Here is an 18,099-nt window from a genome sequence, read left to right on the forward strand (position 1 = left end):
TTCCCGGCGCGGTCCGAGCCCTCGGACCGAGCCCACGCCGGGGAACGTCCATGTACTCAGGGCAGGTCGATCGGAAGGGTGATGCCGTCCAGACTGTGCGGGCAGGGGCATTCCCGCGCGGCGGGTAGCGCGGCGATCGCGTCGAGCAGGAGCCTCCGCAGCCGCTCGGTGTTCTCGCCGAAGACCCGGAACACCTCCTCCTGCGTCACGCCGTGGCCGCTCTGCGCCCCGGCGTCCAGGTCGGTGACCAGGGCGATCGCGCTGTAGCAGAGGGCCAACTCGCGGGCGAGCACCGCCTCGGGGTGACCGGTCATGTTGACGACCGCACCGCCGATCTCGGTGTACCACCGGGATTCGGCACGGGTGGAGAAGCGCGGTCCTTCCACCACGACGATGGTGCCGCCGTCGTGCGCGTCGATGCCCCGGCCGGTGGCGGCGGACAGCAGGGCCCGTCGCCCGGCCGGGCAGTACGGGTCGGCGAAGGAGACGTGGGCCGCGCCCTGCTCGTAGTACGTCTGGATCCGGCCGCTGGTCCGGTCGATGAGCTGATCGGGTACCACGAAGGTGCCGGGGCCGAGTTCCGGCCGCAGGCCGCCCACGGCGCAGGGCGCGAACACCTGCCGTACGCCGAGGGACCGCAACGCCCACAGGTTGGCCCGGTAGGGAATCCGGCCCGGAGAATGCCGGTGGTCCCGTCCGTGTCGTGGAAGGAACGCCACCGTACGTCCGCCCACGTCGGCGATCGTCACCGCGTCGGAGGGCGGGCCGTACGGGGTCGGCACGGTGTGTTCCGTGGCGCCGTCGAGCAGCGTGTAGAGACCCGAGCCGCCGATGACGGCGAGGTCAGCAGTTGGGGACACTGGTCACCTTCCATGGTGGATGCTCCGGTAGTTCCGGGATCGGTCCCGGTCCGGAGACTCACGATCAGTCCTTGTCGATGCACCACCGATCGGCGGCGAACGGTCTACCACGCCGTCAACAGCAGGTGGTTGACCGCGAGCGCCACCACGGCCTGCGCGATGAGCCACGTGCGGCGGCCGGGGCCGGTGATCAGGGCGGCACCGGCCATCAGCCACACCGTGAAGGGCAGCCAGATGCGTTCGACCTCGGCCTTGCTGTAGCCGGACAGGTCCGCGGCGACGATCGCCGCCGCAGCGGCGAGGGGCAGCAGCCAGGCGGCGTACCCGGGTCTGCCGTCGAGCAGCCCGACCACGTCGGCCCTCGACCGCAGCGACGCGACCGCCTGCCACCCGGCGACGGCGGCGCGGCGGAGGACGACCACGGCGGCCGGGCCTGCGGCGACGAGCAGGAGCGCCAGGTTGGCCCACACCCAGTAGCCGTAGGCACGCTCACTGGCGATGCCCTGGTAGTAGCGCTCGATCACCAGGTGATAGCCGGCCAGCCAATCGAAGCCGGCAGCCGTGAACGCCCCGACGACCAACGCCGCACCCCCGAGCGCCCACCATGCGGCGGGCCGGTGCCGGCGTCCCAGGATCACCACGGCCAGCACGATCGGCACCATCAGCACCAGGCCGTAGGAGAGGTAGCAGCCGAAACCCAGCAGCGCACCGCCGACGAACGCGCCGCACGCGCTGCCCCGGATGACGGCGTGGGCCAGCAATGCGACACCGGCGGCGGTCACGCCGGCGAACAGACCGTCGGCGGACACGCCGGCCCACACCGCCCCCGGAAACACCACCGCGAACGGCAGCACCGCGCGCGCCGCGTCGTCCCCGCCGAGCAGCCGCACGGTGTGCGGTACGGCCACGGCGGTGAGCGCGGAGGTCAGGATGCACAGCACCCCGGCCCAGCCGCCACCACCCAACCCGATCCGGTCGAGCCAGACGAACACCACCAGCGCGCCGGGCGGATGGCCGGAGACGTGGGTGGTCCACGAGTCCGGTTGGAAGTCCAGGATCCGGGTGGTGAACGTACCGAGCATGACGGGGATGTCGGTGACGCCGGGGACCTCGTGCAGGTACTCGTGGTGGGTGGTCAACCGGCCGGCGATGCCGCGCTGCCAGCCGTCGATCAGCGCCAGGGACAGCGTCCAGGACACCGCGGCGGCATAGGACAGCACGAGCAGCCGCCGCCAGGGCAGGCGGGCGGCCAGCGCGGCTCCTCGCCAGCAGACCAGGACGGCCACCGCCACGGCCAGTGGGGTGCCAGGGCCGACGTGCGGCCGCCAGTGCGCGTACAGCGGTGCCGCACTGGCGTACACCGGACGCCCCAGCAGGTAGAGCACACCGCCGACAGCGGCGGCCACGGCGAACAGCCCGACGGCGACCAGCACGGCGATCACGTCGGCCCGTGCCGTGTCGCGCCGCAGCCGAGCGAGCAGGGCCGTGCTCATCCGCGCAGGGGCGCGTGGGCGAACTCCGCGACGCCGTCGGTGAGACGGATCGCCGCGCGGAAGCCGAGTTCGGCTCGGGCCCGGGCCGGTGAGGCGACCACGTGGCGTACGTCGCCGAGCCGGAAGTCGCCGGTGACCACCGGTGCGGGTCCCCCGGCGGCCCGGGCGAGTTCGGTGGCCATCTGCCCGATGGTGGCCGGATGTCCGGAGGCGATGTTGTAGGCGCGCCACCCGACCCGGCATCCGGTCGCGGCCACCGCCGCCAGGTTGGCCGCCGCCACGTCGTCGACGTGCACGAAGTCCCGTCGCTGACAGCCGTCCTCGAACACGCGTGGGGCCCGACCGGCGGCCAGCGCCGAGCGGAAGATCGCCGCGACCCCGCTGTACGGAGTGTCCTGCGGCATGCCGGGTCCGTACACGTTGTGGTAACGCAGCGCCACCACCGTGCCACCGGTCTGCCGGCACCAGGCCGACGTCAGGTGTTCCTGGGCGACCTTGGTGGCGGCGTAGACACTGCGCGGGTCCAGCGACGTTTCCTCGTCGACCAGCCCCGGATCCAGCGCGATGCCGCAGTCGGGGCAGGGCGGTTCGAACCGGGCGTCGGCCAGGTCGGCGGCCGCACGGGGAGCGGGGCGGACCGCACCGTGCCGGGCGCAGCGGTAGGCGCCCTCACCGTAGACGACCATCGAACTGGCCAGCACGAGCCGGTGGATGTCCGCGCGGGCCATCTCGGCGAGCAGGACGGCGGTCCCGAGGTCGTTGCACCCGACGTACTCGGGCAGGTCGTCGAGGTTGACGCCGAGCCCGACTACGGCCGCCTGGTGCACCACCACGTCGACGCCGGTCAGAGCGTCGGCGACGGCGGCCCGGTCGCGCAGGTCGACCCGGCGCAGCGGGGCACCGTCCACGGTGTCCGGCAGCGGCGTGCGGTGCGCGCCCGGGTGACCGGCGTCCACCACGGACACCTGATGACCGGCGCGGTGCAGCGCGGCGACGACATGGGTCCCGATGAAACCGGCTCCGCCGGTGACGAGTACGTGAGGCACGCGCCGACGCTAGAGCCAGCCGGGCCCCGCAGGGAGCCGCGCGGACGAGCCGTCAGCGCTCCGTAAGACTTCATCATCGGCTGGTAATACCTGGCCCGCGAGATCCTCATTAGCGTCCGCGACATGACCGATGTGGTGCTTCCCTGCCGGAACGAGGCCCCGGCGCTGCCCGCCCTGCTGGCCCGGATACCGGCCGGCTACCGACCGATCGTGGTGGACAACGGTTCGACCGACGGCTCGGCCGACGTGGCACGCGCCCACGGCGCGCAGGTGATCAGCGTGGCCGAACCCGGCTACGGTGCCGCCGTGCACGCCGGTGTCCTGGCCGCGGACCCCGTCGACGGGGTGGTGTGCGTGATGGACGCCGACGGTTCCTTCGACCCGGCGCAACTGCCCTGGCTGGCCTCCTCCGTACGCAACGGGCAGGCGGAGTTGGCCACCGGCCGACGCCGCCCTGCCGCGCGCGGGGTGTGGCCGCTGCACGCGCGGGCGGCCAACGCCGTCCTCACGCACCGGCTGCGCCGCACCACCGGCCTGCACGTGCACGACATCGGCCCGATGCGGGCCGTACGCCGCGACGACCTGCTCGCCCTCGGGCTGCGCGACCGCCGGTTCGGGTACCCGCTGGAGCTGCTGATCGCGGCGGACCGGGCCGGCTGGCGGGTCGTCGAGATCGACGTCGCCTACCACCCCAGAGCCGCCGGCACCCGCTCGAAGGTGACCGGCACCCTGCTCGGCACCGCCCGTGCCATCCGCGACATGAGTGCGGTGCTGGCCCGGTGAACGACCTCCAGATCCTGGTGCTGGCCAAGGCACCCACGCCCGGACGGGTCAAGACGCGGCTCTGCCCACCCTGCACGCCCGCGCAGGCCGCCCGGATCGCCGCCGCCGCCCTGGCCGACACCCTCGACACCGTCTCCGCCACCGCAGCCGGCACCCGGGTCCTCGTCCTCGACGGCGCGTACCCCGCTCCTGCGGGGTGGACGACGCTCCCCCAGCGCGGCGATCCCCTCGGCGACCGCCTCGCCAACGCGTTCACGGACACCCGCCGACCCGGCACACCCACCGTTCTGATCGGCATGGACACCCCCCAGCTACGCGCCGAGCACCTCGACACGGCCCGAGAACTGCTCGGCGCGACCGGCGGCCCGGACGCGGTGCTCGGTCCCGCCGCCGACGGCGGCTGGTGGACGTTGGGCCTGCGCGACCCCCGCCACGCCACCGCGCTGCGAAGCATCGCCACCTCCACGACGACCACCGGCCGGCACACCCTGGACGCGTTGCGCCGTCGCGGCCTGCAGGTGCACCTGATGCCTGAGCTGACCGACGTGGACACCGTCGCCGACGCCCACGCCGTGGCGGCCCTGTGCCCACCGGGCAGCCGGTTCGCCCGCGCCGTCACCACCGAGGCACCGACTCCCGCAGCGGTGGCCCGGTGAACGCCGTCGCGGTCTTCGACACCGCGATCGACCGGGCCGCCGCCGGCATCCCGGCCGGATTCACCGCCCGGCACGCCAGTGGCGCCGTCTACCGCTTCGACCCGGCCGCCTGGTGCCGTGACGTCATCGCCGGAGACGACACGCTGATCGCCGCCTGCACCAGCCACACCCTCGACGTCGGCTGCGGCCCCGGCCGACTCACCAGCGCACTCGTCGACGCCGGCCGCACGGCCCTCGGCATCGACCTCAGCGCCAGCGCCGTCCGCTTGGCCCGCCGACGCGGCGCACCCGCCCTGCGCCGCGACGTCTTCGGCCCGGTGCCCGGCACCGGCCGCTGGCGTCACCTGCTGCTGGCCGACGGCAACATCGGTATCGGCGGTGACCCACCCCGGCTGCTGCACCGGTGCCGTCACCTGCTGGCCGCCGACGGACGCCTGCACGTGGAACTGGCACCCGCCGGTACGCCCGCTTGGGCCGGCACCGCGCAGGTACAGAGCCCCCACAGCGACGACCGCGCACTGCGCTGGGCCTGCGTACCCCTCGACGACCTGCCCGGACTGGCCGACGCCACGGCGATGCGCGTCGTGCACACCTGGACGGAGGCGGGCCGGTGGTTCGCCACCCTGACCCCCCGGTGACCGGCCCCGCGAGCGTCCTGCAGCGGATCGCCCAGTGGTGCCTGGCACCACTGCCGCCACCACCTGTCGCCCTGCGGCGGGGACCGACGCGTCCCGGCGCGTTCCCGTCCCGGTTACGGTCCACCCGGCTCACCGGCCAACTCGGCGCCGCCCTCGGACTGGCCTTCGGCATCTGCTTCGCCACCGGCCTGCTCAGCCACCTGATCCAACACCCGCCGGGCTGGTTCGGGTGGCCGTCGCGCCCGGTCGGGCTCTACCGGTTCACCCAGGGCCTGCACGTGGCGACCGGTCTCGCCTCGATACCGCTGCTCGGCGCCAAACTCTGGTCGGTCTACCCCCGCCTGTTCGGCTGGCCGCCGGCCCGCTCCCTCGCCCACGCGGCCGAACGCACCAGCCTCGCCGTGTTGGTGGCCGCCGCCCTGTTCCTGTTGGTCAGCGGCGTCCTCAACATCTCCCGCTGGTACGCGCCGATGCCGTTCTTCTTCACCGCCGGGCACTACCGGGTGGCCTGGCTGGCGCTCGGCGCACTCCTGGTGCACGTCGGTGTCCACCTGCCGGCCGTCCGCGCCGCCCTCACCCGTCCCCGTCACGAGCCACGGCAGGACGGCCTGAGCCGACGCGCCCTGCTCGGTGGCGTCGCCGCCGCATCCGGGCTGGTCACCCTGACCACGGTCGGGCAGACGATCCGGCCGTTGGCCGGCATCGCGGTGCTCGCCCCCCGCCACCCCGACACGGGACCACAGGGCCTGCCGGTCAACCGGGCCGCTGACGGTGCCGGAGTACGCATCGCCGCCCTCGATCCGGCGTACCGCCTCCAGATCACCGGACCGGGTCGTCGTGTCACCCTGGACCTCGCCGCGCTGCGCGGACTGCCGCAGTACACCGCGCGCCTGCCGATCGCCTGCGTGGAAGGCTGGAGTGCCACCGCGACGTGGACCGGGGTACGGCTGCGTGACCTGGTCGGGCTGGTGGACGCCGATCCTCGGCACACCACGGCACTGGTCGAGTCGCTTCAGGTGGGCGGTAGGTACCGCGCCTGCACCGTGCCGCCGGAACACGTCCGTGACCCGCTGACCCTGATCGCGCTGCGGCTCGGCGGCGAACCGCTGCACCTCGACCACGGCTACCCGGCCCGGCTGATCGCGCCCAACCGGCCCGGTGTGCTGCAGACCAAATGGGTCAGCCGGATCACCGTCGAGGAGCACCGATGAGGACCCGGACCGTCCTGGTCGTCGGCGGGTGCCTGCTCATGGCGTACGCCGTCGTCGGTGCCGTCGCCGATCCCGACCTGGCGCCGGGCGGGGTGCTGTTCTTCCTGGCCGCCGTGCTGGTGGGCCACGACGTCGTGTGGATGGCGGCCGTGCTGGCCGTCGGTGCCGCGTCGACCCGGGTCCCGCTGCGGCACCGGATGACGGTACGGATCGCCGCCGTCAGCGCCGCCGCGATCACCGTGGTGGCGCTCCCCCTCGTGCTGGGATACGGGCGCGTGGCCGACAACGCCTCAGTGCTGCCCCTGCCGTACGGCCGCAATCTCCTTGCCGTCCTACTGGTCATCGCCGGTACGACGCTGCTGGCATGCCTGTCGCGCGGGCGGCGGCGCGCGGCGGCGGATCGTAAGGAATCCGAAAGACCGGGCGAGGGGCAGTCCGCGACCTCCGGTGGATAGCGTGCTCAGGATGGGACATCGCGTGCTGGTGGTCGACGACGACCCGACGGTCAGTGACGTCGTCCGACGCTACCTGGAGCAGGCCGGCTGCGAGGTCCAGTTGGCCGCCGACGGCGCCGACGGTCTCGCCGCGATCGCCGCCGCGCGCCCCGACCTCGTGGTCCTCGACCTCATGATGCCCGGCATCGACGGTCTGGAGGTGTGCCGCCGGATCCGGCGACAACTGCCGGACCTGCCGGTGGTCATGCTCACCGCCCTCGGCGAGGAGGCCGACCGTGTCCTCGGTCTCGAAGTCGGCGCCGACGACTACGTCACCAAGCCCTTCTCTCCCCGCGAACTCGTGCTGCGCATCCGCTCCGTGCTCCGCCGCACCGCCGCACCCGCCGCACCGCCCACCGCCTCGGCCAAGCTGATCGACGCGGCGCTGACCGTGGACACCGCCCGACGCACCGCCAGGCTGGACGGCGCACCGCTGGCGCTGACCAGCCGGGAGTTCGATCTGCTGATGTTCCTGATGCGTCATCCCGGGCGCGCCTGGTCCCGCAGCGACCTGCTGGACAAGGTCTGGGGATGGCAGTTCGGCGACCAGTCCACGGTCACCGTCCACGTTCGCCGCCTGCGCGAGAAGATCGAGAACGACCCGGCCGAACCACAGCGCATCCGCACCGTCTGGGGCGTCGGCTACCGCTACGACCCGCTCGACGAGGACACCGACGCGTGACCGACACGCTTCTCATCGGGCTCTACGCCCTCGCCGCCGGTGGCGCCGTCGGCCTGGCCGGTGCCGCAGCGCTCCGGCTGCTGCGGGGCCGCTCGATCCTCGTGCACATCCTGGTGCTGCTCACCGTCACCGTGCTCGCCGTGGTCGCCGGAATCGTCACGGTGGCACAGGCCATGTTCCTCTCCCCGCACGACCTGTGGGTCGTCCTGGTCACGGTCAGCGCCGCCGCGGTGATCAGCCTCGCCGTCGGCACCATCTTCGGCAGTCGGCTGGCCGCCTCCGCCGTCTGGGCGCAGACGGCCCGGGACCGCGAGCGGCGGCTGGAGGCCGGTCGCCGGGAACTCGTCGCCTGGGTCTCCCACGACCTGCGTACTCCCCTGGCCGGGCTGCGGGCCATGGCCGAGGCCCTCGAGGACCGCATCATCCACGACCCGGCCGTCGTCGACGAATACCACCGACGCATCCGGGTGGAGACCGACCGGATGGCCCAACTCGTCGACGACCTGTTCGAGCTGTCCCGGATCAACGCCGGCGCGCTGCGACTCGTACCCACCACCGTGCCGCTCCGCGACGTGGTGTCCGACGCGATCGCCGGAGTCGCACCGCTCGCCGCCCGCCGCCGCATCCACCTGATCGCCGCAGACAGCGGCTGGCCCTACGTCCGGGCCGGTGAACGCGAACTCGCCCGGATCGTCAGCAACCTGCTGATCAATTCCGTGCGGTACACACCGGAGGACGGCAGCGTGCACATCGCCGCCGGCCACGATCCCGACAACGTGTGGCTGGCCGTCTCCGACACCTGCGGCGGCATTCCCGGCGAGGACCTGGACCGGGTCTTCGACGTCGCGTTCCGAGGCGAACGTGCCCGTACACCCGGGGCTGCAGGGTCGGGCGGTGGTGGAGGGCTGGGCCTGGCCATCGTGCGTGGCCTCGTGGAGGCACACGGCGGCTGGGTGGACGTCCGCAACACCGACCGTGGCTGCCGGTTCGAGGTACGCCTACCGGCCACCTGACCACGGCACGGTGGCGCGGGCACCGCGGCGGACGGCCACGAGACTCACGAGTCGCGGCGTAGTTCCCGGAGTACGCCGTGCCGGCGCAGGGCCCAGGTGAGACGCCGGACGCTCGCGTGCCGGACGAACAGCACCGCCGCCCGACGGATCAGTCCGAACCGATTGTTGCTCTGCTGGTCGTCGATCGCCTGCCAGATCAGCTCACGCACCCGGGCGCTGTCCAGGGCCGCCCGCACCTCGCGTCGTACCGTGGGGTCCTCGGCCGCCGACGCGATGGCCGCCGCCTGACCCGGTTGCTTGACCAGCGGTTGCACCGCGACGACGAGAGGGCGACGCACCTCGTCGTTCTCCAGCAGCAGCAACACCGCTTCCCGGATCTCGGGCTTGTCCAGGCCGGTACGCAGCAGCTGCAACAGGCTGCGTTCCACCTCGTGATCCTGGTCCGCCACGGACAACCTCGCCAGCAGGTGCGTCACCTCGTCGAGATTAGGTGACGCAGCCCGTCCCGGAACTCCGGCAGCTCCCACGCGGCATGGAGGGCCTTGGCCAGATTGCGATCCATGGATAGCCGCTACCCGTTGCCGCCGGCCAGCGAAACCCCTCCGGCCCACCGCATCAGTCCTGTGCGGCTCCGCTACGGGCCATCCGCCGGGTCGCGCCGTCGTAGGATCTGGCGTCGTGACGGTGATCGATGGCGATCGCTCTGCGCCCGCTCTGTCCGCACTGCGGACCGACGGCTTCGTGGTGCTGCCGGGGGTGTTGTCCGGCGCGGAGCTGGCCGCGGCCCGCGATCACGCGGACGACCTGCTGCGCGGGGTCGGCTGGAGCGACAACGACTTCGACGGCCGGCGCACCCGCCGCGTCTATTCCCTGCTGAGTCGCCCCGGCGCTCTCGAACCGTTGCTGCTGCATCCCGAGGTGCACCGCCTCGTCACCGCGTGTCTGGGCGAGGTGTACCAGTTCGGCATGCTGTTCCTGTCCGCCGTGGACCCGGGCCAGGGTGCCCAGGCGCTGCACGTCGACGCGGGCGTCTATCCCCTCCCCCGGCAGGTGGAGGCGGAGACCAACGTCATCTGGGCACTCGACGACTTCACCGACAGCAACGGTGCCACCCTGATCGCCCCGGGCAGTCACCGCTGGGCCGACGGTCGCCGTCCGCAACCGCACGAGCTTGTCCCGGCGGTCATGCCCGCCGGCAGCGCGCTCGTCTACAGCGGTCGCCTCTGGCACGCCGCCGGACACAACGCGGCCGAGACCACCCGCCGAGCCCTCATCTGTGAACACGTCCTGCCCTGGCTCCGGCCCGCCGACAACCACATCCTGGCCACCGGCGTCGAGCAGCTCCGGCTGCTGGCCCCGGCGCTACGCCGCCTGGCCGGCGTGGCCCCGGCCAGCGACTATCTGGGTCTCGTCGCGGGCCAGGATCCCGAGCAGTGGCTGCGGCAGACGGCGGCCGACTGACCCCGGCGCGCCCGACCTCGATCGCCCCTGGACCTAGGATGGTCTCGATGACCGTTCCCCAGGTACGGCCCGACGACCTCCCCACCGACGAAGAACGAGTCGAGGCGGCCCTACGGCTGCTCTCCGGCGCACCGGTCGAGCTCGATGTCGCCGCCAAGCGGCTCAGTCGGGGCAGCGGCGTCTACGCCTGGTGGGCCGACCCGCTGGTCCTGCCCGATCTCCCCGGGCCGCCGAACGAGCACGTCCCGTCGCTGCGGATGCTGTATCTCGGACGGGCGACCAGCCTGCGAGGCCGGATCCTGCGCAACCATCTGCGGCGGTCGGGCAGCTCGACGCTACGCCGTACGCTGGCCGGGCTGCTGGTGGCGGAGGAATACCGGACGACGTGGACCGACCGGGTCGTCCTGGTCCCGGAGGACGAGGCACGGCTGACCGCGTGGATGACCGCGCACCTGCGGTTGACCTGGGCCGAGGACCCGGAGCCCACGACCATCGAGGCGGAACTCGTCCGGCGTCTGCACCCGCCGCTCAACGTTCACGGCGTCGACCCGGAGCACCGTCAAGCGGCCGTGGTCGCCGCCAAGAACGCGTACAACGCCAGCAGCCAGCCGGAGCAGCCCGCACCGGCCCCCTGACCGGCAGGCGGTCGGCGAATGAGCGGGGCAGCGACATGAGCGGCCACGCACGCAGCGGCATCACCGACGCAGAGGTCCGCCAGGCATGGGAGGGCCGGCTCGCACCGGTCGTCCCCGCGCTGGTCCCGGCTGCGATACCACCGGGTACCCGCAGATTCCTCACCGAGGTCGGCCTACCCACGGTCGAGGTGCTCAACGTCTACTTCCCCGAGGGTGGCCACCTCCCTGACCCGGTACGCCAAGGGCAGCTCCAGTTCCTCGTCGTCACCGCCGACCACTCGCACATCTGCCTCGCCGTCGAGTTGTCGTCCGAGCGGGCGTTCGAGTTCGCCGCTGCGGCAGCGCACCACACCCGTGTGATCAACTCCGACATCGCCGCACTGCTCTACTTCCTCGGCGTGCTGCGAACGACGATGTCCCGCCTGGACGACCTCGACGAGCAGGGACTACTCGATGCCGAGATCCTCGCCGAGGGCATGGCCGGCATCCGGGCGTCCCTGCTCGCCCGCGACCCCACGGCCGGATACGGGCAGACCCCGTGGACGCTCCTGTTGAACGACCTCGAGTCGCAGTTCGAGTGATGGCCGCCGGCTCGTGACGCTGTGCGGCCGGCGGCTCCCCCGCTCAGCACGCACCGGGAGGTGTCAGGCAGGCGGGTCGGGGTCGGGCTGCGGCGGGGTCCGGGTCAGGACGGCGTACCCGTGGTATCCGGGGCCGAGCACGACGATGGTCGCCCGATGGACGGGCGGGGCGCCGAAGGCGCTGCTCTCCACCGCGGGGACCACCGGAGCGAAGTCCGGTCCGCCGAGATCTCCGGCGTCTGCCGCGTCACCGTCGCCCATGACCACTCCCGCACGTCGTCGCTTCCTGTTCCCATCATATCTTGTCTACCACTATATTAGGTGGATGAGTTCTCGGGCGATGACCGAACCGGCCTTCTTCATCCTCACCGCGCTGCTGGACGCCCCCCGTCACGGCTACGGGATCGTCGCGGAGGTAGCCGAACTGTCCCAGGGACGGGTGCAGCTGAAGATCGGCTCGCTGTACGGGGCACTGGACCGGCTGGTCGGCGACGGCCTGGTCGAGTTGGACCGCGAAGAGGCATGGCAGGGACGACTGCGCCGGTACTACCGGCTGACCCAGCCCGGCCACGATGCCCTCGACGCGGAGGCCCAGCGACTCGCCGCCAACGCGCGCCTCGCCTCGACCCGGCTGCGCGACCGACGTAACCCGATCACAGGAACGTCCTCGTGAGCCGGCTGGAGGAGCGCTACCGGCTCGTCCTGCGGCTGCTGCCCAGCGCGTACCGGCAGGAGTGGGAGGACGACATGGTCGCCGCCTTCCTGGACAGCATGGACACCGGCGACCCCGAGACCACCGAATACCTGGCCGACTACGGACGGCCGAGCCTGTCGGAGGTCGCCAGCATCGTCTCCCTGGCCGTCCGGCTGCGCCTCGGCGGCGCGGACGCGTCACCCCGCTCGTACGCCTGGGGTCAGGCCGTGCGCCTGGCGACCCTGATGACGATGCTGACCCACGCCGTCATGGTCACCGCCGGCATCGGCGTCACGCTCTGGCTCACCGGGAAGATCGCCTGGCTGCCCGTACCGGCCTCCGACTGGACACCCGCCACGTCGTCGAGCGTCTGGCTCACCACCTGGAATCTCGCCGGCTACGCCTGGCTGCCCGCCTACCTCGCGCTGGTCCTCGGGCAGCGGCGCGTGGCCCAGGCCATCGCCCTGATCGCCGTGGTGCCTCCCGCGATCACCACCGTCGTGACCCAGGCCGCCGGAGACACCCCACTGTCCGTGTCCCCCTGGGCGATGCGGCTCGTCGACGTGCTGCTGCTCCTGGGCATGACGGCCTTCCACCCGGGCGCCCCACCGGTGTCGCGTCGACCGTGGCTGCTCGCCCTGCCGATCGGCATCCTCCTGGTTCCCGTACCGCTGTTCACCCTCCAGGCGGTCGAACCCGCGCTACGACTGCTGGACTGGCCGGGCCTGTCCTGCGCCGCGGTCACCGTCGCCATCGCCGTCCACCTGACCGTACGCGGACCGCACCGTCCCGCCCGCGCGCTGCCATGGTCACTGGCGCTCACCCTGCTCGCCGCGGCCACCGTCGCCCTGCGGGCCGCGACCCTGCCCGACTACCACCACCAGGTCCAGCGCACCGCACTCACCACGATCGCGTCCGTGGAGGTCGTCGTCGTCCTGGCAGTGGGCGTACCCCTCGCCGTGCTGGCGCTGCGCGCGCTGCGCCGACTCCCGCCGGTCGCCGCCCCGACGTAGGGTCGGATCCATGCTGGAGTCGCAACGCGAAGGTGTCCCCCTCAACGACGGCGGCGAGCTGGACACGGCGCTGGCGTTCCTCGCCTTCGCCCGGTCCTGCGTCCTCAAGAAGGTCGACGGTCTGGACGACGAACAGCTACGACGCCGTCTGGTCATCTCCGACACGACGCTGCTGGGACTGGTCCGACACCTGACCGACGCCGAACGATACTGGTTCGGGTACACCCTGGCCGGCGACACCCGCCACGCCGACGTCGGCTTCGACATGGTGGTCGACCCGGACCTCACCGGAGCGCAGATCGTCGACGACTACCGCCGCGCGATCGCCGAGAGCGACGCACACATCCGCGCGGCGGACGGCATCGACAGCCGCACCGCCCAGCCGGTGGACGACGGCCCGCGCACCCTGCGCTGGGTGCTGGCCCACATGACGAGCGAGACCGTCCGGCACGCCGGGCACGCCGACATCCTGCGGGAACTCGTCGACGGCGTCACCGGACGCTGAGCAGCCCGGGTCAGCTCTCGGCGGCCGGGTCGGCGGTCGACTGCGTCGGCCAGAAGGGCCACTCCTCGAACGAGACGCAGCGACCGTCCTCGGCGAAACGCATGATCCACAAATCGCGGTACTCCTGGGGGACCCGGTCGCCGTAGCGGACCTCCAGCCGCGCCACCGCGGTGTCGCCCTCCACGGCGACGATCTCGCTGGTCATGTGGAACACCTCGTCGGGGCCGGTCCGCTCGTCCTCCCACATCGCGGCGATGGCCGGCAGGCCGACGACCGGTGTCCGGTACGGTCCCTGCTGGTAGCTCGCCTGCGGCGTGAAGATCGTCGCGAGTACGTCCGTCCCCGGCGTCCGCCACGCCTGTTCGTAGGCCGCGAGCCAGCCGGTCACCTGTTTCCTGTCCACGGATGCCAGCTTGCCACTCGACCGGGTCGTCGGCGGCGATGTTCGCCCGACACCCGGGTCCGTCCGGAGGATCGCGCCAAAGGACCGGCGACGCCCGTCGCGGGCACTGCGGCGACCTCGGCGCGTACGCGAGAAATATCCGGAGCGGTGAGCCCCGGACAGCCGATAGGTTGCAGCCCATGGGCAGAATCCTCTCTGTCAACCTGGCCGTGCCGGAGCGCAGCACCGCCAAAAGGGTCGGCATCACCGGCATCAACAAGCAACCCGTCGACGGTCCCGTGGCGGTCCGCGCCCCCGGGCCGAAGACCACCGGACTGCACAGCGGGCTGGTCGGTGACCAGATCTTCGACATCGCGCACCACGGCGGTGACGACCAGGCCGTGTACGCGTACGCCCGCGAGGACTACGACTGGTGGGAAGCCCGACTCGGCCGGCTGCTGCCCGGCGGGATCTTCGGCGAGAACCTCACGACGGTCGACGTCGACGTGAACGGCGCGGTGATCGGCGAGAGATGGACCATCGGCGACGACCTCGTGCTGCAACCGACCTTCGGTCGCATCCCGTGCGTCACGTTCCAGGCCAAGATGGCAGAGCCCCACTGGCTCAAGACGTTCACCCGCGAGAACCGTCCCGGCGCCTACCTGCGCGTCCTGGAGCCCGGTGAGGTCCGTGCCGGTGATGCGGTGACCGTGACGGACCGGCCGGCCCACGGCGTGACGATCGCGGACGCCTTCCGCGCCTACATGACCGAGCCGGAACTGGTGCCCACGCTACTGGCGATCGACGGCCTACCCGACGACCTGCGGAACGTCCTGGGCGGGCGGACGTGACGTTCGGGAGGATGACCGTCCATCGGTGACGGCGCGGTACCACCAGGCCGACCGTAGGCGAACACCACGAGTTGCGCGCGGTCCCGGGCGTGCAGCTTCGCCATGCCGCGGTTGACGTGGGTCTTGGCGGTCACCGGTCTGATCTTGAGTACGGCCACCTGCCCCGACATTCGACCGCACCACGACCGACCTATCGACCGGCAGCCTCGTCCACGCAGCAGCGACGCCTTGCGCTGCTGCGCCGCTACCTCACCGACACCGCGACGCCGGTGACGAGCCGGGCAGCCGCCTGCCTGTTCCTGCTCTACGCCCAACCGCTAAGCCGAATCAGGCACCTGACCACTGACGACACGCCGGCGCGACCTGGAGCAGATAAGCCGCCGGTGATCAGCCATCGTCGCCCTGATCCAGGCACGTCTTGATGTTGCCTGGACCATGGGCTCAGGTCATCGATTGACCAACTCGGCGAGGTGACAGAGGAGATGGGGCCGGATAGCCGAACCAGCCGTCATAATGTGTCTATGGGTCGATCACTCAAAGTGATCATTTCGGCGATCCTCATCGTGTCCGGGATGGCTGGTGCCGTCGTGTGCGGCATCCTGCTCGCTCAGCAGGGGCTGGATCGGGCCGAGAAATGGGTTTCTATCAACGTGGGCCTGGCCTCGGTCGTGCTCGCCGCAGCGGGCGTGTGGTTGGGCTGGCTGACCTGGCGCCATACAACCAGCGCCTCGCCCTCCATTCGGCCGGTCAACGCCGGCGGGATGGGGGCGGTCGCGGTCGGCGGGACCAGTGGCGGGCACATCGCTACAGAGGTGTCTGGGGCGGTACCGTCCGCATCGGCGGATACTGGCGACGGGGTGAATGCCGCGGGGGCGGGAGCGGTTGCGGTAGGTGGAGATAGCGCCGCACCGATCCACACGAAGGTTACGGGTCCAGGCACCACACCGTGATCTTCAAACGCGGTAGCAGACGTCCGGCTGAGCCAGATCAGGCCCTGGCCCCAAATATCCCGGAGAGTCCGACCGTGGAGATGGTCGATGTTTCCGGACCCGGGGCGGTCGGCATCGGCGGTAGCGTCCACGCGCCGGTCACGACAAACGTCACCTATATCCAGCGGATCCGTTCGGTGACCTGGCCGGTGCGGGTCGGTGTGGTGCCTCCTCTGGTCCATTGCCGCCAGGACCGTCCCGCCGACCACGAGTTGGCCGCCGCGGTGACCGAGCCAGGGGCGGTGGTGGTGGGCCAGGTGGTATCTGGGCTGGGCGGGGTGGGCAAGACCCAGCTCGCCGCGAATCTGGCCCACCGACTGTCGGCCAACGGTGATCTCGACCTGTTGATATGGGCGACTGCCACATCCCGCGTGGGAATCATCGGCGGCTATGCACAGGCCAGTGCTGAGGTCACCGGCGTGGCTGATCCGAATCCGGAGGACGGGGCAACCCGGTTGCTGGCCTGGCTGACAGTCACCGACCGAAGGTGGCTGATCGTGCTGGACGACCTCGTCGACCCGGATGATCTGACTGGACTGTGGCCACCCACGGTGGAGTGGGGGCGTACGGTCGTGACCACCCGCCGCCGGGATACAGCGCTGCTGGCTAATCGGCAGGTCGTCGACGTGGACGTGTTCACGCCCACACAGGCGGCCGACTATCTGCGGGGGAAGCTAGCCGCCCGGCCGCATCGCCTCGACGAGGTCGATGGCCTCGCCGCCGATCTGGGTCACCTTCCACTCGCGTTGGCGCAGGCGGCGGCGTACATCCTCGACCGCGGCGCCCGGATGACCTGCGCCGCCTACCGACAACGACTCGTCGACCAGCGCCGCCGACTGGCCGACCTGGCCCCGCACGCACTGCCCGACCAGCACCAGACCACCGTGGCGGCCACTTGGGAACTGTCCATCGAACGAGCCGACCAGCTCACCCCGACCGGGGTGGCCCGCCCCGTCCTGCAACTGTGTGCCCTGCTCGACCCGAACGTCATCCCCGCTGACCTGTTCTTCACCCGCGCGGTGACCAGTTACTGCACCACCCGCCTCGGCCGGCCCGTCAGCAGCGACGACGTTGACGATGCGGTGCACGTACTGCACCGATTCAGCCTGATTACCGCCGACGAGACCACGGCCGCGATCCGGATTCACGGCCTGCTCCAACGCGCGGTGCGTGACGCCACGGACCTCGACCACATGGGGGGCCTGGCTCATACCGCAGCCGAGGCCCTGGTAGAGATCTGGCCGCCGGTCGAGCGCGCAGTTGCCCACGCTCAGGTACTGCGGGCCAACGCAATCGCCCTTCATGCAACGGCCGGCAACCATCTGTGGACCGCCAACCGCGGCGTCCACCCCGTGCTGCTCAATGTCGGACACAGCCTCGGTGATACTGGCCTCGTCGCTGCCGCGACCAGCTACTTCCAGCACCTTGAGGCTGTTGCCCAGCAGCAGCTCGGTCCTGACCACCTCGACAGCATGACTATTCGCCACTGTCTCGCCTCCCGACGGGCGCAGGCAGGGGATGCAGCGGGCGCCGCTGCCGCTCTTGAAGGGGTGCTCAGAGACAGGCTGCGGGTCCTTGGCCCCGACCATCCCGACACCCTGACCACCCGCCATGAACTGGCCCGATGGTTGGGGGAAGCCGGGGACCCGGCTGGTGCCGTCATGGCCTTGAAGGCGCTATCGGCCGATCGACTACGCGTGCTCGGCCCAGATCACCCCGATCCACTCGCCACCGCACACGAACTTGCCTATTGGCGTGGGCAGGCTGGGGATCCCGCTGGTGCCGCCAACGAGTTCGAGTCGGTGCTCGCCGAACACATTCGCGTGTGCGGACCAGACCATCTGCACACGCTCACCACACGGAACAACCTCATCCATTGGCGCGCGGAGGCCGGGGATGTGATGGGCGCTGTGACGTCCTTCGAAGCACTTCTGACCGACCGACTACGAGTACTCGGCCCCGACCACCCCGACACCCTGACCACCCGCCACGAGCTAGCCCGATGGCGGGGAGAAGCCGGGGATGTGATGGGCGCTGTGACGTCCTTCGAAGCACTTCTGACCGACCGACTACGAGTACTCGGCCCCGACCACCCCGACACCCTGACCACCC

General features: G+C 71.5%; 22 protein-coding genes and 1 pseudogene. 16 read left to right on the top strand and 7 right to left on the bottom strand.

The window, feature by feature from the left end:
* Positions 1-56: 56 nt before the first annotated feature.
* From ACIBO1_RS22380 to ACIBO1_RS22390, 3 genes are all read right to left on the bottom strand, one after another.
* Positions 57-860 carry an S-methyl-5'-thioadenosine phosphorylase gene (locus tag ACIBO1_RS22380; protein ID WP_396749540.1) on the bottom strand — a complete coding sequence of 268 codons (804 nt, stop codon included), beginning with the start codon at positions 858-860 and terminating at the stop codon, positions 57-59.
* A 104-nt stretch (positions 861-964) separates the two neighbouring features.
* A complete protein-coding gene (locus ACIBO1_RS22385; RefSeq protein ID WP_396749543.1) occupies positions 965-2,353 on the bottom strand; it encodes a hypothetical protein in 1,389 nt (462 codons plus the stop codon).
* Positions 2,350-3,399: an NAD-dependent epimerase/dehydratase family protein gene (locus ACIBO1_RS22390; RefSeq protein ID WP_396749545.1), complete on the bottom strand. Its 1,050-nt coding sequence runs from the start codon at positions 3,397-3,399 to the stop codon at positions 2,350-2,352. The genes ACIBO1_RS22385 and ACIBO1_RS22390 overlap by 4 nt, the downstream gene beginning before the upstream one ends.
* A 123-nt stretch (positions 3,400-3,522) precedes the next feature.
* On the opposite strand from ACIBO1_RS22390, the gene ACIBO1_RS22395 reads away from it, so the two are divergent.
* The 7 genes from ACIBO1_RS22395 to ACIBO1_RS22425 are packed head-to-tail and all read left to right on the top strand — an operon-like array spanning position 3,523 to position 8,876.
* Positions 3,523-4,182, top strand: a complete 660-nt coding sequence (locus tag ACIBO1_RS22395; RefSeq protein WP_131051082.1) for a glycosyltransferase family 2 protein — start codon at positions 3,523-3,525, stop codon at positions 4,180-4,182.
* Positions 4,179-4,838, top strand: a complete 660-nt coding sequence (locus tag ACIBO1_RS22400) for a TIGR04282 family arsenosugar biosynthesis glycosyltransferase (protein WP_396749548.1) — start codon at positions 4,179-4,181, stop codon at positions 4,836-4,838. Before ACIBO1_RS22395 ends, ACIBO1_RS22400 begins: the two co-directional genes overlap by 4 nt.
* The gene (locus tag ACIBO1_RS22405) at positions 4,835-5,476 is read left to right on the top strand and encodes a methyltransferase domain-containing protein (protein WP_396749551.1); all 642 of its coding nucleotides are present in this window, start codon (positions 4,835-4,837) and stop codon (positions 5,474-5,476) included. The genes ACIBO1_RS22400 and ACIBO1_RS22405 overlap by 4 nt, the downstream gene beginning before the upstream one ends.
* Positions 5,473-6,687 (top strand): molybdopterin-dependent oxidoreductase, encoded by a 1,215-nt coding sequence (locus ACIBO1_RS22410; RefSeq protein WP_396749554.1) that lies wholly within the window; start codon positions 5,473-5,475, stop codon positions 6,685-6,687. Before ACIBO1_RS22405 ends, ACIBO1_RS22410 begins: the two co-directional genes overlap by 4 nt.
* Positions 6,684-7,142, top strand: coding sequence for a hypothetical protein (locus ACIBO1_RS22415; RefSeq protein WP_396749557.1), 459 nt, complete (start codon positions 6,684-6,686; stop codon positions 7,140-7,142). Before ACIBO1_RS22410 ends, ACIBO1_RS22415 begins: the two co-directional genes overlap by 4 nt.
* Positions 7,143-7,152: 10 nt before the next feature.
* Positions 7,153-7,863 carry a response regulator transcription factor gene (locus ACIBO1_RS22420; protein WP_396749560.1) on the top strand — a complete coding sequence of 237 codons (711 nt, stop codon included), beginning with the start codon at positions 7,153-7,155 and terminating at the stop codon, positions 7,861-7,863.
* The gene (locus ACIBO1_RS22425; RefSeq protein ID WP_396749562.1) at positions 7,860-8,876 is read left to right on the top strand and encodes a sensor histidine kinase; all 1,017 of its coding nucleotides are present in this window, start codon (positions 7,860-7,862) and stop codon (positions 8,874-8,876) included. The genes ACIBO1_RS22420 and ACIBO1_RS22425 overlap by 4 nt, the downstream gene beginning before the upstream one ends.
* A gap of 44 nt (positions 8,877-8,920) precedes the next feature.
* On the opposite strand, the gene ACIBO1_RS22430 is transcribed toward ACIBO1_RS22425, so the two are convergent.
* On the bottom strand, positions 8,921-9,352 hold the full coding sequence (locus tag ACIBO1_RS22430; RefSeq protein WP_396749564.1) for a hypothetical protein: 432 nt from the start codon (positions 9,350-9,352) through the stop codon (positions 8,921-8,923).
* Positions 9,353-9,554: 202 nt separating this feature from the next.
* Between ACIBO1_RS22430 and ACIBO1_RS22435 the strand changes: the two genes are divergently transcribed.
* The 3 genes from ACIBO1_RS22435 to ACIBO1_RS22445 are packed head-to-tail and all read left to right on the top strand — an operon-like array spanning position 9,555 to position 11,553.
* Positions 9,555-10,337, top strand: coding sequence for a phytanoyl-CoA dioxygenase family protein (locus tag ACIBO1_RS22435; protein WP_396749566.1), 783 nt, complete (start codon positions 9,555-9,557; stop codon positions 10,335-10,337).
* 47 nt (positions 10,338-10,384) lie between these two features.
* Complete coding sequence (locus tag ACIBO1_RS22440) at positions 10,385-10,972, top strand: GIY-YIG nuclease family protein (protein WP_396749568.1); 588 nt, start codon at positions 10,385-10,387, stop codon at positions 10,970-10,972.
* Positions 10,973-11,007: 35 nt separating this feature from the next.
* Positions 11,008-11,553, top strand: coding sequence for an SUKH-4 family immunity protein (locus ACIBO1_RS22445; protein ID WP_396749571.1), 546 nt, complete (start codon positions 11,008-11,010; stop codon positions 11,551-11,553).
* A 63-nt stretch (positions 11,554-11,616) separates the two neighbouring features.
* On the opposite strand, the gene ACIBO1_RS22450 is transcribed toward ACIBO1_RS22445, so the two are convergent.
* On the bottom strand, positions 11,617-11,814 hold the full coding sequence (locus tag ACIBO1_RS22450; RefSeq protein WP_396749574.1) for a hypothetical protein: 198 nt from the start codon (positions 11,812-11,814) through the stop codon (positions 11,617-11,619).
* Between the two features lie 64 nt (positions 11,815-11,878).
* Between ACIBO1_RS22450 and ACIBO1_RS22455 the strand changes: the two genes are divergently transcribed.
* From ACIBO1_RS22455 to ACIBO1_RS22465, 3 genes are read left to right on the top strand one after another with little or no spacing between them, the layout of a single operon-like run.
* Positions 11,879-12,226 carry a PadR family transcriptional regulator gene (locus tag ACIBO1_RS22455; protein ID WP_396749577.1) on the top strand — a complete coding sequence of 116 codons (348 nt, stop codon included), beginning with the start codon at positions 11,879-11,881 and terminating at the stop codon, positions 12,224-12,226.
* Positions 12,223-13,260, top strand: a complete 1,038-nt coding sequence (locus tag ACIBO1_RS22460) for a hypothetical protein (RefSeq protein ID WP_396749579.1) — start codon at positions 12,223-12,225, stop codon at positions 13,258-13,260. The genes ACIBO1_RS22455 and ACIBO1_RS22460 overlap by 4 nt, the downstream gene beginning before the upstream one ends.
* A 10-nt stretch (positions 13,261-13,270) precedes the next feature.
* Positions 13,271-13,765: a DinB family protein gene (locus tag ACIBO1_RS22465; RefSeq protein ID WP_396749582.1), complete on the top strand. Its 495-nt coding sequence runs from the start codon at positions 13,271-13,273 to the stop codon at positions 13,763-13,765.
* Positions 13,766-13,775: 10 nt separating this feature from the next.
* Here the strand turns inward: ACIBO1_RS22465 and ACIBO1_RS22470 are convergent, their stop codons facing one another.
* Positions 13,776-14,168 (bottom strand): nuclear transport factor 2 family protein, encoded by a 393-nt coding sequence (locus ACIBO1_RS22470; RefSeq protein ID WP_396749584.1) that lies wholly within the window; start codon positions 14,166-14,168, stop codon positions 13,776-13,778.
* A gap of 179 nt (positions 14,169-14,347) precedes the next feature.
* Between ACIBO1_RS22470 and ACIBO1_RS22475 the strand changes: the two genes are divergently transcribed.
* Positions 14,348-14,998, top strand: coding sequence for an MOSC domain-containing protein (locus ACIBO1_RS22475; protein WP_396749587.1), 651 nt, complete (start codon positions 14,348-14,350; stop codon positions 14,996-14,998).
* Between the two features lie 53 nt (positions 14,999-15,051).
* On the opposite strand, the pseudogene ACIBO1_RS22480 reads toward ACIBO1_RS22475, so the two are convergent.
* Positions 15,052-15,141 (bottom strand): annotated as a pseudogene (locus ACIBO1_RS22480) (DNA-binding response regulator); the annotation flags it as partial.
* A gap of 378 nt (positions 15,142-15,519) precedes the next feature.
* Between ACIBO1_RS22480 and ACIBO1_RS22485 the strand changes: the two are divergent.
* Positions 15,520-15,948 carry a hypothetical protein gene (locus tag ACIBO1_RS22485; protein ID WP_396749589.1) on the top strand — a complete coding sequence of 143 codons (429 nt, stop codon included), beginning with the start codon at positions 15,520-15,522 and terminating at the stop codon, positions 15,946-15,948.
* Positions 15,949-16,028: 80 nt separating this feature from the next.
* Positions 16,029-18,099 (top strand): tetratricopeptide repeat protein (locus tag ACIBO1_RS22490; protein WP_396749742.1); only part of this gene is annotated, 2,071 nt, incomplete at its 3' end.

It is taken from the genome of Micromonospora sp. NPDC049903, from assembly GCF_044460945.1.
Classification (GTDB): Bacteria; Actinomycetota; Actinomycetes; order Mycobacteriales; family Micromonosporaceae; genus Micromonospora.